At 47.0% G+C, this 13,871-nt stretch carries 13 protein-coding genes; 3 read left to right on the top strand and 10 right to left on the bottom strand.

Annotation, left to right across the window (positions count from 1 at the left end):
* Positions 1-69: 69 nt before the first annotated feature.
* Positions 70-360: a helix-turn-helix domain-containing protein gene (locus JFQ59_RS02325; RefSeq protein WP_202318810.1), complete on the bottom strand. Its 291-nt coding sequence runs from the start codon at positions 358-360 to the stop codon at positions 70-72.
* A 152-nt stretch (positions 361-512) separates the two neighbouring features.
* Between JFQ59_RS02325 and JFQ59_RS02320 the strand changes: the two genes are divergently transcribed.
* Positions 513-776 carry a hypothetical protein gene (locus tag JFQ59_RS02320; RefSeq protein ID WP_202318809.1) on the top strand — a complete coding sequence of 88 codons (264 nt, stop codon included), beginning with the start codon at positions 513-515 and terminating at the stop codon, positions 774-776.
* On the opposite strand, the gene JFQ59_RS02315 is transcribed toward JFQ59_RS02320, so the two are convergent.
* The 6 genes from JFQ59_RS02315 to JFQ59_RS02290 are packed head-to-tail and all read right to left on the bottom strand — an operon-like array spanning position 769 to position 7,632.
* A complete protein-coding gene (locus JFQ59_RS02315; protein ID WP_202318808.1) occupies positions 769-2,331 on the bottom strand; it encodes a tRNA uridine(34) 5-carboxymethylaminomethyl modification radical SAM/GNAT enzyme Elp3 in 1,563 nt (520 codons plus the stop codon). The genes JFQ59_RS02320 and JFQ59_RS02315 overlap by 8 nt on opposite strands.
* A gap of 52 nt (positions 2,332-2,383) precedes the next feature.
* Positions 2,384-3,226 (bottom strand): GltB/FmdC/FwdC-like GXGXG domain-containing protein, encoded by an 843-nt coding sequence (locus tag JFQ59_RS02310; protein ID WP_202318807.1) that lies wholly within the window; start codon positions 3,224-3,226, stop codon positions 2,384-2,386.
* A complete protein-coding gene (locus JFQ59_RS02305) occupies positions 3,223-4,758 on the bottom strand; it encodes a glutamate synthase-related protein (RefSeq protein WP_202318806.1) in 1,536 nt (511 codons plus the stop codon). Before JFQ59_RS02305 ends, JFQ59_RS02310 begins: the two co-directional genes overlap by 4 nt.
* Positions 4,755-5,894, bottom strand: coding sequence for a class II glutamine amidotransferase (locus JFQ59_RS02300; RefSeq protein ID WP_202318805.1), 1,140 nt, complete (start codon positions 5,892-5,894; stop codon positions 4,755-4,757). The genes JFQ59_RS02305 and JFQ59_RS02300 overlap by 4 nt, the downstream gene beginning before the upstream one ends.
* Entirely contained in the window at positions 5,891-7,180 is a 1,290-nt protein-coding gene (locus tag JFQ59_RS02295) for an NAD(P)/FAD-dependent oxidoreductase (RefSeq protein WP_202318804.1), read from the bottom strand. Before JFQ59_RS02295 ends, JFQ59_RS02300 begins: the two co-directional genes overlap by 4 nt.
* Positions 7,177-7,632 (bottom strand): 4Fe-4S dicluster domain-containing protein, encoded by a 456-nt coding sequence (locus JFQ59_RS02290; RefSeq protein WP_202318803.1) that lies wholly within the window; start codon positions 7,630-7,632, stop codon positions 7,177-7,179. The genes JFQ59_RS02295 and JFQ59_RS02290 overlap by 4 nt, the downstream gene beginning before the upstream one ends.
* A gap of 225 nt (positions 7,633-7,857) precedes the next feature.
* Between JFQ59_RS02290 and glnA the strand changes: the two genes are divergently transcribed.
* Positions 7,858-9,306: a type I glutamate--ammonia ligase gene (glnA, locus tag JFQ59_RS02285; RefSeq protein WP_202318802.1), complete on the top strand. Its 1,449-nt coding sequence runs from the start codon at positions 7,858-7,860 to the stop codon at positions 9,304-9,306.
* Here the strand turns inward: glnA and JFQ59_RS02280 are convergent.
* From JFQ59_RS02280 to rlmB, 3 genes are read right to left on the bottom strand one after another with little or no spacing between them, the layout of a single operon-like run.
* A complete protein-coding gene (locus tag JFQ59_RS02280; protein ID WP_202318801.1) occupies positions 9,303-10,343 on the bottom strand; it encodes a hypothetical protein in 1,041 nt (346 codons plus the stop codon). The two genes, glnA and JFQ59_RS02280, sit on opposite strands and share 4 nt — an antisense overlap.
* Positions 10,330-12,879 carry a transglutaminase-like domain-containing protein gene (locus JFQ59_RS02275; protein WP_202318800.1) on the bottom strand — a complete coding sequence of 850 codons (2,550 nt, stop codon included), beginning with the start codon at positions 12,877-12,879 and terminating at the stop codon, positions 10,330-10,332. The genes JFQ59_RS02280 and JFQ59_RS02275 overlap by 14 nt, the downstream gene beginning before the upstream one ends.
* A 23-nt stretch (positions 12,880-12,902) precedes the next feature.
* Positions 12,903-13,577: a 23S rRNA (guanosine(2251)-2'-O)-methyltransferase RlmB gene (gene rlmB / locus JFQ59_RS02270; RefSeq protein WP_202318799.1), complete on the bottom strand. Its 675-nt coding sequence runs from the start codon at positions 13,575-13,577 to the stop codon at positions 12,903-12,905.
* An 83-nt stretch (positions 13,578-13,660) separates the two neighbouring features.
* Between rlmB and JFQ59_RS02265 the strand changes: the two genes are divergently transcribed.
* Positions 13,661-13,871 (top strand): acetate--CoA ligase family protein (locus JFQ59_RS02265; protein ID WP_202318798.1); only part of this gene is annotated, 211 nt, incomplete at its 3' end.

Genomic DNA, 13,871 nt, shown 5'->3' with positions numbered 1-13,871 from the left:
ATCGGTATATACAAAAAGCAGAAACCTTTAAAATTTTAAAAAAGAATATAATAATTTATCATTCCATAACTACACGATAGAAAACAGTTGCTCAAGAACCCTAACAAGCCTCTTCCCGCTTTCGGTCAGCTCATATGAATCAGAGTTCTTGTCCACAATATTCAACTGCATTAGGGCCTTGAGATGCCTGTCCAAAATCCCCGGATTCAGCTTTGTCTCAAACATAAGCTGAGAAAACCGGAGGGGTGCCTTATCAAGGCTGAAAAGGATGTTACTCATACCACTGCGGGAAATAACCTTCAGTATCTTCTGGCCTTCCCCATCCGGCCTTCTCTCAAACAGCGCTTCGACATCGATCACGACACCACCTCCTTTTAAGGAGACATTATGATTACGATTATTGTAATTACATACATTATAACTCTTGTGGTTGGTCGTGTAATTACGAAAATGTAATTCAACAGAGGTTCTTACATTATTAAAATCCTTATTTTGTGAAAAAAGCCTTTATTTTGTCAAAGAAAGAATCTGCAATGGTAACAACCGCTCTTGAAAGGGATGAGCTAAAGCTTGCCATTTCTCATAGAAGAACAAGGGCACTTGTCATTATAAACGCCAAAGACCTCAATTACAGGGTTGTTGACTGCTCCAGAAAGCTTTTCTGCAGAGTTCACGTTTCGAAATCGTGTCCATCGTACTGTCCTGTAATCGTAGCAGCCAAGGACTTTGCTACCGGAAGAAGAGAGCCGAAGGCGAAAATAACTCTTCTCAAGTGATTCTTTTGACCATGTATCTGCCTTTCAGCCTGTATCCAAGCTTTCTGTAGTATTCCCTGACACCCACACCGCTTATAACCGCTATTCTGTCGTATCTCTCCTTTGCAATTTCCTCTGCCTCCCTCAGCAGTTTCTCCCCGAAGCCCCTGTGCTGAAATCCCTCTCCGATCTCGCCGATGGGAATTGCTCTGCCGTACACGTGAAGCTCTCTCACGAGCGCAGCATCTTTCAAAACTTCTATAAAAGGTTCTGAAGGGAATCGGAGCCTTAGAAAACCAACCAGCGCATCGTAATCCGGAATTTCATATGAAATGAAATGTTCCACTCCTCCTGACGCTCTGTACCTTCTCACCACGAGTTCTGCTTTGGAGTACTCCTCGGGCCTGACACCCCTGTGACCAGCCTCCCTGCATCTTATGCATCTGCACTCCCATCCAAGCTCTTTCAACTTCTGATGGACAAGCTGTCTGACATTGCCCTTGTCAAGCCCTATTGCAGCCCTTACGGGTATGTCTCTCTGGATCCTCTGGACTCTGACCCACTCAGGAAAACGCTTTTTGGCCAGAGCTATAAGCTCAACAACTTCTTCCGTTGTGTATGGTCTGTATTCTCCTCTTGCCCACATTTCGTAAAGATCAGTCCCCTCAATTACGAGTGTGGGATAGATTTTGAGGTAGTCCGGCTTGAAATTCTCGTTTTCAAATATTTCTCTGAACATTTTCAGATCCCTTTTGAAATCTGAACCGGGCAATCCCGGCATGATGTGATACCCGACCTTGAAAGCTGAATCCTTCAGCAATCTCGTTGCCTCGACAGTCTCTCTAACCCCGTGCCCCCTTCTTATCCTCTCAAGAACATCGTCGTATATACTCTGGACACCCAGCTCAACTTTGGTTCCGCCGTACCTCAGCATTTCTTCCACATGCTGCTTTCTCGCAAAATCCGGGCGGGTTTCAAATGTTATCCCCACACATCGTGCTTTAGCCCTTTCATTCTTTCTCTCAGCTTTTTCGATATCTTTCTCTGGCCTTGCCCGGCTGTTGAATACATTGAGAGCATTGAATATCCCAAGCATGAATTTCTCCTTGTACTCCGCATCTCTCGCCGGAAATGTGCCTCCCATCACTATGATCTCAACCTTGCTGACGTCATGACCGATTGCCTCAAGTTCTGTCAGCCTCGCCGTAACCTGCCTGAAGGGGTCGTAGTCATGCTGCTTTCCACGCATCGCAGCCGGTTCAAGGCCGACGTAGCTTTGAGGGGTGTTTCTCTCAACTCCTCCCGGACAGGGCAAGCATCTGCCATGTGGGCAGGATGCTGGAGAGGTCATAACGGCCACAACTGCAACCCCGCTTATCGTTCTGACCGGCTTTACTCTCAATATATCTCTCAGCCTTTTGTAGTATTCCTTTCCTCTGGCAGCCCTCAGAATTTCTGCATCCGATGGAATTGTGGAAAGGCCAAGTCTCTTTGCGAATTTCCTCTTTATTCTTGATACGTCCTCCTTGCTTCTGGCCTTCTCAGCGATTTCTGCTGCAAGCTGATCCAGCACCATCTACATTCTATTGAATGGGTTTATATCTGTTTTTATAAACAAAAATAAAGAATCAGTAGGCGTAAATCCTGCCGTACGGTCTTTTTGTGACCGGCTTCAGCTTTAAGAACTTTCCACCAAGTATTTCGTCTTTGTCAAAGCCAAATTCCCTGCTGAAATCACCCACATGTCTGTCAAGGAGCTTCCAGTCCTCCTCATCCATGTCCACAACTCCGACCTCTTTTCCCATCTGCCATTTTTCAACCCTTCCGCGGATGTATATTATTCCCCCATGCATTCCGGTTCCGATGTATCTTGCTCTGTGGGGTTTATCTCCGAGATTCAGACCGAGAAGTACAACTCTTCCTCCAGCCATGTACTCTCCAAAGAAGTCCTGTGCCGTTCCTCCCACGATTAGAACAGGTACCTTCTCCCTGTACTCCTTCATGTGGATCGCAGTTCTGTAGCCAACATCGTCTCTGATCATTATTCTTCCACCCCTCATCGACATTGCCACAACGTCCCCGGCTCTGCCGTGAACGATGATTTCTCCATCATCCATTGTGTTTCCAACCCCATCCTGAGCGTTGCCGTACACCACTATTTTATGTCCGCCAAGAAAAGCTCCGAGATCATTGCCCGGATAGCCATGTACCTCTATCTCCACCCTTTTCATATCTGGCGTCCACAGCCTTGTTCCGATGTATCTCTGCCCGACCACGTTGATCAGCTTGATTTTTCTCACGGAGCGCTCAAACACCACGTACCTCATCAGGTCGTTGAGTTCCTTATGGGTAAGACCCATTGCATCTATAACCGCTCTGTCTCCCTCAAGCTTGATCCTGTCCTTCAGCTCCTCGACCCCCTTGCAGAAGTCGAGGAAAAGATCACAAAAACCACCTATCGAGTACTTCATTCTCCAGCCCCCTTTATACCCAGTACCTCAAGCTCCCAGTCTTCCAGACCAACACCACGAAGCTGCTCCCTGTTACCTCTCAAACTCTCAATTGCGTTTATACCCATTCCACCGAGCATTTCCTTTATCTCATGGCTCCAGGCCCTGAGAAGGTTGACAAGCCTTTTTGCAGTTATCTCCGGATTTAACCTCTTGGAAAGGTAAGGATCCTGAGTGCAGATTCCCCAGTTGCATATCCCGGTGTGGCATTTCTGACAGAGAGTACAGCCCATCGCCACCAGTGCCGGAGTTCCAATGTAAACCGCATCCGCCCCAAGAGCGATTGCCTTGACGACATCTGCACTGCATCTAAATCCGCCAGCAACTAGAATGGAGGCCTTGTTTCTGATTCCCTCATCTCTCAGTCTCTGATCTACCGCAGCCAGTGCGAGTTCAATTGGAATTCCGACATTATCTCTGATCATCTTGGGTGCTGCCCCCGTTCCACCTCTCAAGCCATCTATGGCTATGATGTCCGCTCCGGCTCTAACCATTCCACTGGCAATTGCAGCCACATTGTGCACCGCTGCTATTTTTACACTTACCGGCTTTTCATAGTCAGTAGCCTCCTTCAGGGCGTAGATGAGCATGCTCAGGTCCTCTATCGAGTAAATATCATGCTGTGGAGCAGGTGAGAGGGCATCTGTCCCTTCCGGAATCATTCTCGTTACCGAGATGGGCATCGTAACCTTCTCACCCGGCAAGTGCCCTCCAATTCCGGGCTTTGCTCCCTGTCCGATCTTTATTTCAACAACCGCAGCCACGTTGAGGTATTCGGGATCTACACCAAATCTACCACTTGCACATTGCACGATGGCATTTTTTCCGTATTTCCTGAGTTCTTTGGGCAGTCCACCCTCACCGGTGTTGAAAAGCGTTCCAAACTCACTGGCGGCAATTGCAAGGCTCTTAAAGGCCTGATAGCTTATGGCTCCGTACGACATGGCTGAGAAGACAATTGGCGTCTCAATCTGAACGTTCGGGTAGAGTTCCGTGGTGATCTCGACATCCTCAAAGTCCTCACCAAACCTGAATTCAAGTCTGTCCTGCTTCCTTCCAAGGAAAGTTCTCAGTTCCATCGGCTCTCTGAGCGGATCAATGGATGGGTTGGTAACCTGGGAGGCGTTAAGTACGATGTGATCCCAGTAAATCCTGTACGGCTTGTCATTTCCACTTCCGGTCAGCAGTACTCCTCCCGTTTCGGCCTGCTTCTTCAAATCCTGCAGCCTTTCCCTTGTCCAGTTTGCGTTCTGCCTGTAATTTCCGGGGTGTGGCCTGATGATTAGGGCATTGGTTGGGCACATCACTGCACATCTCTGACAGCCGACACACTTCATCTCATCCTCTCTCATCATGTCCATCTCTTCGTCATACCAGTGAACGTTGAATCCGCACTGTCTCTCACACACCCTGCAGCGTATGCATCGATCCTGCCTTCTTTCAATCGTGAATTCGGGAAGCATGTGAGTGTGGAATTCTCCCTCCAGCATCATTCCACCTCTGAAAGCTGCTTTGCTATTTCCTTCTCTCTGCTTCTCAATCTGCCGATAACCGGCTCACCACCCATTGGGGTGTAAACTCTGTCCAAATCGGGGCAAACTGCCCTGATTGCCGACTCCTCTGAAGAGACAAAAAGCATATCCCCCTTCTCACCGGATGTTATCGGTCTCAGTCTGATTCTGTCTGTGATGCCGAACATCTCGCCATGCCTCGCAACAATTATCGTCCAAGGCCCGTTTATCAGCAGCGGACCGTAGTTCATTCTGAGAGTGGTGTAGAACCTCTTTTTCTTTTCGTCCATTATGTCTATGTGATCCCACATTGGAGGAGCGAATATCTTGGAGACTATCTCAATCGGCAGCCCCTGCTTTCTCATCAGCAAATCGACAGCATAGGCCATAACCTCGGTGTCTGTCAGCAGGGTGCAGTAGTAGCCGAACATCTCGAGGTAGCGTTTATTCGTTCCGTAAGATGAAATCTCTCCGTTGTGGACTACAGTCCAGTCGAGTATGCAGAACGGATGCGCTCCTCCCCACCATCCCGGAGTGTTGGTGGGGAAACGAGAGTGGGCTGTCCACATGTAGCCTTTGTACTCCTCTGCCAGCATGAAATATTCAGCAATATCCTCGGGGAATCCAACACCCTTGAAAACTCCCATATCCTTACCCGAAGAGATAACATAGGCGTTTTCTATTTTGGTGTTTATCTCCATAACCTTCTTGACCACATAGTCATCGTCACTCAGTTTCTTATCATCTCCCTTTTTCTTGGGTGAGGCAAAGTATCTCCAGAAGAGTGGTGGAGAGGCTACATTGGCCTCTGGATTTACAGGTATTTCCTCTGCGTAGACCACATCAAAATTTGCATCCAGAAACTCATCCACTCTGTGCTTGGCCTCCATATCCCAGTCCTGAAACATAATGTGGATGGCATAGTAGTCCTTGTAGTCCGGATAGATACCGTATGCCGCAAAACCACCACCAAGCCCATTCCCCCTGACTTTCATGCTTACCATTGCATTTACTGCCATTTCTCCACTGAATCTGTTACCGCTGCGGTCTATAACTCCAAAAAGACCGCAGGCCTGATGATCCTTATCAGGTAACACAACTCTTCTGCTTCGTCTCATAGCTCTCTCACCACACCGAGTTTTACTTTATCCTCAAGCAGTTTCCATCTTACCGGCTCGGGGATGTCGATAAATCCAAAATTCTCCTTGAGCAGTTTATCCTTAAACGCTGAAACGTCTATACCCTCTTCCATCAGTTTGAGGAAAATTCCGGCTCTTTCCATTTTTCCGGCGATTATGAAGCCTGCTATCCTTCCATCTTTCAGGGCGAATTTTCTGTAACTGTCTCCTTCGAGCCTGTAGATTACTTCAAACTCCTCGCTATCGTTTGGAACGTTAAGACCGGCGTTGATTATGTAGTAGTCAAAGAAGTGCATTGCATTCATCGAGGTGGCCAGATTGTACTCCCTCTCCCTGCCGACCATATTGAAGCCGGCAATTCTGCCTCCGGTGTATGCGGTGGGCCACAGAGGGAGCACCCTGTTCGAGCCGAATACAAAGTCGTATATCTCCGCACAGTCTCCACAGGCGTAGACGTCCTTTACGGATGTTTCCATCTTTCTGTTAACGACTATCCCTCTGTTTACCTTTATCGGCGTATCCTTCACAACCTCCGTGTTCGGCACAACTCCCACTGCGACGATGAGCATGTCGGTATCAATTTCCCTTCCATCCCGCAGAATTACCTTTTCAACTCTTTCCTCACCAACAACTCTGGAAATTGTGTTGTTGAGGATGATCTCAACACCATTTTCCTGAAACTTCTTTTCAATGATCCTTGATGTTGTTTCATCAACAACTGGGGCCAGAACCCTGTCTGCAAGCTCCACAACTTTGACATCCAGACCCTTTCTTGCCAGAACCTCAGAGGCCATCAGACCAATAATTCCTCCTCCAAGAACCACAACCTTCCTGGCATCCTTCAGTCCCCTTTCCACTCCAAGCACATCATCCATTTTCAGAAATGTGAAGACGTTGTTTTGCCCCCCCAATCCGTCCATTGGAGGTATGAACGGTTTTCCCCCCGTTGCAATCAGCAGCTTTCCGTATTCAATCTCCTCCCCGTTTTCCAGCAGAACCCTCTTTCTTTCGACATCCACCCGTGTTGCCCTAACTCCCAGTTTTGTGTCCACGTCCATCCTGTCGTAGAAGTCCGGTGGACGATAGTACATCTTTTCGAACTCTATCTTTCCATCAAGGTAGTATGGTATCAGCGCCCTTGAATATGTGTGGTACTTCTCGGCTGAAATTACAAGAACGCTCGAATCGATGTCAAGCTCTCTGATTGCCTCAACACACCCAATTCCTCCCGCCGAATTTCCGATGATAACATAATCGTACTTCATACAAATTCCTCCGCCTCAACCACGATTTCCAGAGCGTTGTTTGGACAGTACTTCACGCAGTAGGGATGATCAAGACCCCTGCAGAGGTCACATTTCAGCGGTTTTTTCGTTTCAAGGTTAATTCTTATCGCCCCGTAGGGGCACGCCATAATGCAACTGTAACAGGCAACGCATTTTTCCTCATCATGGATCACAACCCCATCATCATCCTTGTAGAGAGCTCCCGCTATGCACGCTGCAACACATTTAGGCTCATTGCAGTGTCTGCACTGAAGTGCGTACGTTTCGGGTAGCTCTTCTTCAACAACCACTCTCGGTTGTGCTCTCGGTTGCTCATAAAGAAAAGCTTTAATAATGTCTTTTGATTTTGAATGAGCCACAGTGCACCATACCTCGCATAAATGGCAGCCGATGCAGACCTCCGGTTTTGAGACTATCCTTATCTTCGCCATTTTCTTCGCCTCCGGATTTGCCCTTCCACCCCAAGTATATTTAAGCCTTACCGTCAGGATACATGAAGATTTGTGCAATCTGTATATATTTGTATTTAAACGTATTCGATTTGATGTGGAGGATTACTCAAAAACTCTCAGACAACTTTAAAGTTTCTTCAGAATGATGTGGCATTAGGCAAAAAAATATATACCGAAAGACAAATTCGGCTGAGAGGTGGTTAAATGGATGAGATAGAGAAGGCTAAAACGGTATTGAAAGAGAACGAAGTAAGGCAGATCCTTTGCACCTTTACAGACGTCAGAGGTTATTTGCAGATGTTCTCAATTCCGGCAAAGGAGTTCGTCGAGGGTAGCGCTTTTGAGACCGGTATTGGATTCGACGGCTCGTCGGTCAGGGGATTCAGAACGATTGAGAAGAGTGACATGGTCTGGATGCCAGACCCGACAACACTGAAGGTCATTCCGTGGGTGGACGACCCAATACAGAAGTCCGCCATAATGTTTGGAGATGTGTATGAGGCATGGGGATCTGAGCAGGCTGACTGCGATCCAAGGGGATACGTCGCCAAGAGGCTGGAAAACAGCCTGAAGGATCAGGGGATGTCCGCAGTATTTGGACCGGAAATTGAGTTTTTCCTGTTCGAGGGAGTCGACTTCACAAGACTTAACTGGGACATGTGGGTCTCGCCGAATGGCGGGGCCGGGGATAGCTGGGGGCCACCGAGAATCATGCCCATGAGCACAGAACTCGAGAGCGGTTACATGATCAGACCGAAGGAGGGCTATTTCCGCGCACCTCCCGAGGACACAACGGTGGAATACAGGAACGAGCTTGTTTACTATCTCGAGCAGATGGGAGTGGATGTTGAATACCACCACCACGAGGTTGCTACTGCCGGACAGGTGGAACTCGACTTCAAGCCGAAAACTCTTGTGGACGTAGGAGATGCGTTCTACCTCTACAAGTTCGCTGCCAAGAACCTTGCTGCAATGCAGGGACTGTATGCAACATTCATGCCGAAGCCCCTCTATCTGGATAATGCGAGCGGAATGCATACACACCAAAGCCTCTGGAAGGGTGAGCCTTTCAGCGGAGATGCCCTTTTTGCTGATCCGGATGACGAGTACATGCTGAGCCAGACCGCAAGGTACTACATAGGAGGTCTGCTTGAACACGCAAAGGCCCTTACCGCACTCTGCGCTCCGACCGTGAACAGCTATAAGAGACTTGTTCCGGGATTTGAGGCTCCAATATACATCTGCTGGAGTCCCAGAAATAGATCGGCTCTGGTAAGGGTTCCAATGTATGTGAAGAAGCCCTCCGCAATCAGAGTTGAATACCGCGGTGTAGATCCGAGCTGCAACCCCTATCTGGCTATCACCGCCCAGCTTGCAGCGGGACTTGATGGTATCAAAAAGAAGATTGATCCGGGTGACCCGCTCCTTGAGGACGTTTACGAGCTCACTCCTGCGCAGAAGAGGGAGTTCGGTGTTGGTGAGCTGCCCACAACATTGAGAGATGCTATAGATCATCTTGCCAGCGACGAACTCATGCAGGAAGTTCTTGGCTCTCACATCTTCGATGCGTTCATGGAACTGAAGATAGACGAGTGGAACCAGTACTGTCTCTACATCACTCCGTGGGAGTTCATGAAATACTTTGACATCTAAATTTTTAATTTCACAAGCTCTTTTTTAATCTGTTCTACAATTGATAACCTTCTTTTTCTGTTTCTCGATTCTATCAGTTTTTTCTCCCATGGAAAGGCGAGTTTTGGAGGTTTCTCGTCAATGTAATTGACAAGGGGCACTATTAGCGAGGCGATTCTGTGCGACTCTACCTCGGCGCTGGCCAGAGCTTTTATTATGGTGATGAGAAGAAGGGCTTTTGATCCCCCTTCTATAAATGCTCTTTCAGCAAATTCGATTTCTGAAAAAAGTCTGTCCTTCAAAAACCTGTCCTGAAGTTTGTGGGCTGCAACAAATTCTCTCTCGTCAACCTCAATTCCACCCCTCAGATCCCTTGTTACCTTTATGACCGTGAAAGCTACTACTGCCCATTCGAAAAAGTTCGCAATACCCGGTCTGTCGGAGAGGTACGGCTTTATTATTATGGAGTAGACGGTCAGGATTATCAGAATCAGGATAAGAAACGATCTCTCACTTCTAATCCACTCGAAAACCTCACCTTCAAAAGCATTTACCAAGGCTGTAGCTGCAAAAATCAAAAACAGGACTAAGGAAGGAATTGCCACTGATGGTATGTCGAGAGCAGAGGACAGGGTTGAAAAGAGTATGTAGGAAAAGATGGCCGCCACAACAAGGGACGATGCCGAAATCAGGGACTGGTAAAGCTGATTCTCTGTAAGGGGGATGTATGAAAAGGCCAGTGCTCCTACAAAAACTGCAAGTGGAAGTCTGAGTGTCTGGTAGAGCACGTAATACTGAGGATATCCAAAAAACATCAGCGAGGCAAAAAGGATGTCAAGTAAAGTGATCAGAATAAATGGAAGCAGCATCAACCTAAAGTGGCTCAGCCTTTCCAGGGATGATATGACTGCATATACGGCGATCAGCGTTAACAGCAGCACCGTTTGAAATTCACTGGCAGCCACATACTCCCTTCCAAAAATTAATTTCTGATTATGAAGGATAAAATATATCACAAAGACGGTGGATAGCCCGGTTACCAGCTTAGAAATCCTCATGACCGACCACCCTCAGATAGTCTTCAAATGCCTCAAGAAACTCTTTCCGTGAGTAACTTCTATTTCCGTACTTCCCACCCTCGAAATAGTTGAGCAGGACCGGAGCTCTGACTCCAAGCTTTTCCATGACCTCTCTGCCAGTCAGGCTTTCTATGTTATCGATTCGTTTTCTGGCCATGTCCTCAAGCTTTTTCACGATTTCGGCGATGCCGTCCGAGTATGGCATGATTTTAATTTCAACTTCACCTTTTTTTCTTTTCCTGCCTTCCTTCTTAATGGCAACAACCTTTCTGAGGCCATAGCTGTCGAATTTTACCTCCAGACGATCTGAAAATTCACTAAATCCGTTTACAGATACCAGAGCGGGCTCCTCAAGCCTGATCTTAATGGTTTCACCAACGTCCCACACATTTGGAAGTTCCGGGTACTCTTTTTCAACATATATTTTTATCTCGCCTCCCCTGTAGAGCACTCTGTAGAGAAGGTAGATAGCCGCCACACCGGCAGCAATCAGAGGGGGAACAAAAATATACCATGGGAATTGAAAAGAGAGATCTTTAACAGCAGGCAGATATTTTTCACTTCCGGAATAGATCAGAACACCATCGCTGAAATTATCTGCAATCTCAAACACGGCAACTCCGTTTTCAAGCTTTTTTTTCACACCATTCAGCTCGACAAACCCATCTGCAGGATTTCCATCGCTATCGGTCACGGAAACAACAAGTTTTTCTCCCTGTTTTTGGGCGTCGATGTGCACCCCTCTTTTGTAGTAGACCGTTTTTTGCTCGGAGTAACCGAAATCTGCCAGTTTAAATTCGAGTTCGTTTCTCCCGAGCTTTAACGGTAATTTGACACTAAAATTGCCGTTTATAGCATCTACACTCACTCCGTCAATCATAAGAGTTGCGTTTATGGGCTTACCATTGAAAAGAACCTTTCCTGTAATGTTCTCGCCCTCTCTAACGGTTTCGTCAACCAGTATTTCAAAATCACCCGCTTCAACGGTTTTCTCAAACTTTGCAGGCAGAAGATAGCCCTGACCCGGAAACACAAGCTTTATATCGTGCTCACCCTCCGGCAGTTTCAGCCTCGTTTCGAAGTGCCCTCCTGTTACCCTTACCTCTCTGCAATCCCCATCCACACACAGCCTGATGTACCCCGTGTATGCTCCACCTGTCTCAAGACTTCCTTTCAGCACAAAGTCCCTCGGAATCCTGTCTGGAATTGAGAGATTGAATTCTGGTCTGTTGTACACCTCCACCTCGGGATCGCTCCAGGACTCGAGATAGTACTTGCTTCCTGTGAAATGAGCGACAACGTTGTACCTGCCGGTTATCTTCGGAGCTCTGAGTTTGGCATTGAACGTACCGTTTACCACAGCAATTCCTGCGAGAATTCCCTCTCCACTATTTTTATCTTTCTTGAAATATATCTCAACAAACCCCCGTACAGGGTCACCATTTTCATCGGTAACCCTTCCCATTACGGTGAAGTTCTCACCTGCGGTCAGTTTTGCGTCTACATACGTTATTTCGGTGGTTGTATTTATCCCCGAACCCTTCGGAGTGGGATCAAATTCAATCCACCCCTCCTTGAATCTTACCTCGGCCCACACATAGGCGTCAGATGCAAAAATCGTCTGATTTGTCGAAACGGGGTCTGCGAGATATCCGAAAACCATTCTTGAGGGTATTCCAAGTGACTGAGATAGCAAAACAAATGCAGAGGCAAATTGCTTCGCCGTTCCTGCTCTGGTTTTGAAGAGAAAGTCCTTCACATCAACATTGGCATAGCGATTTTTGTAGTTTGTTTTAAGAAACCTCTCTATCGCCTTCACCTTCTCGTAGTCTGTAGTGGCGTTTGCGGTAATTTTTTCCGCCAGACTCCTTATTTCTGGATCAGGAAAGGGTTCTATCGATCCGTAAAAAGAGGTCGGAGTTATTTTTGATGCCGTAGAGAATCCGTAGTAAGATGTTTTTGTTGACGTGGTTGAGAAAACGCCCCTGTCGGAATCGTAACAGTTAAAGATTTTATCCTGGCCAAGAGGTATGACTGCTTTCGTGTCTTTGGAGACCGGCAGGTACCTGGACAAATTCACAATAGGGGTAATCTTATATTTTTTGAAAAAGACCGGGATTGGGGGCTGGGAGCACTGGAGGCTATCTGGAATCCAGTGGCCGCTTTCGTATTTTGAGGATGTGTAGAGCCTGAGGTAATTCGTTGTTTCGTCGAGCCCCTCTACAAAAAAAATAGGTACATTTGGGGGGTTTAGCGGGCTGCTCATGTTGCTGAAATCTGCAAAACCGCCTTCACCGCCAGAAGAATTTTCAAAACCACCCAAAAACTCGCCCTGATCAGCACTCTGGAAAACCATGTAACCCTGTGATACAGGCTCAATTGTGGCACTTCCCCTGTTGCCCTCTCCAATCAGCCCCTCAAAACCCGTCTTGCTGAAATCAAGCGATGAAAGGAAGTATGACAGAAAAGAGATCGAAATTATGAGCAATGCTAGTCCGGCAACCTTCTTCAGCATTGGTCAGAATATGACAAAGGATGTTAATATTTCTGTCGGCTTAGCTCGTAAATTAAAATACCTGCTGCCACGCTTAAATTCAGACTTGAGGTTTTTCCCGAACCGGGAATTTTAACAATGATGTCGCTTTGCTTTCTCACCGACGTGGAAATTCCCCTGTCCTCCCCACCAACAACTATTGCGGATGGTGTGGAGAAGTTGCACATTTGTATGTCCTCTCCATCGGGATCTGCTGCGATTACTGTGAATCCATATTTTCTGAGCTTTTTCAAAGCTGATGCGAAATTGTCAATTCTGGCTATCGGGATGTGGAATATCGCTCCTGCTGATGCCCTCAAAGCACCCTCCTCTATCATTCCACCTCTTCGCTTGGGAATCACAACACCCGCAGCACCGAAAAATTCTGCGGTTCTTATGCAAGCTCCTATATTCCTCTGATCCTCGACATTGTCGAGAAAAAGTATGAAGGAACCGTCATTAAGCCCCCTTTCAAGAATTCTCTCAAAACTGGCAAACCTTATGGGTGAGATGTCTGCGACGATTTTCTCTTTTATACGGGCTCTGTAAACAGGCACACCTTTTTTCCTCGCCATTACAATTACTTCTCGAATTTTCTGAGTTGTGGTTGAGTACAGTATCTCGTTAACCCTGCCCTCCCTTAAGGCCTCAACAATACTGTTAATGTCCCTCACCTTCATCCAGTATTCTTCTATTAATCACATGAATAAGAACTTTTGGAGATTGAAAAGTATTTTAAATCTCGAAAAAGTTTTCGTGAAATATGAAATTACTGCTGGAACACGAATCCAAAGAACTCCTGGAAAAATACGGGATAAAAACCGCAAGATGCATTTTCGCTCAATCGGAGGATGAGGCAATTGCCGCTGCGAGGAAGATCGGATTTCCCGTTGTGATGAAGGTTGCCGGCAGGAAGATCATTCACAAGAGCGATGTCGGTGGAGTTGTTCTCAACGTCAGAAGTCCGGATGAGG

Source organism: Archaeoglobus neptunius (assembly GCF_016757965.1).
Classification (GTDB): domain Archaea; phylum Halobacteriota; class Archaeoglobi; order Archaeoglobales; family Archaeoglobaceae; genus Archaeoglobus; species Archaeoglobus neptunius.
The sequence above is the reverse complement of the archived record's forward strand: the minus strand, read 5'-3'. Positions and strand labels throughout refer to the sequence as shown.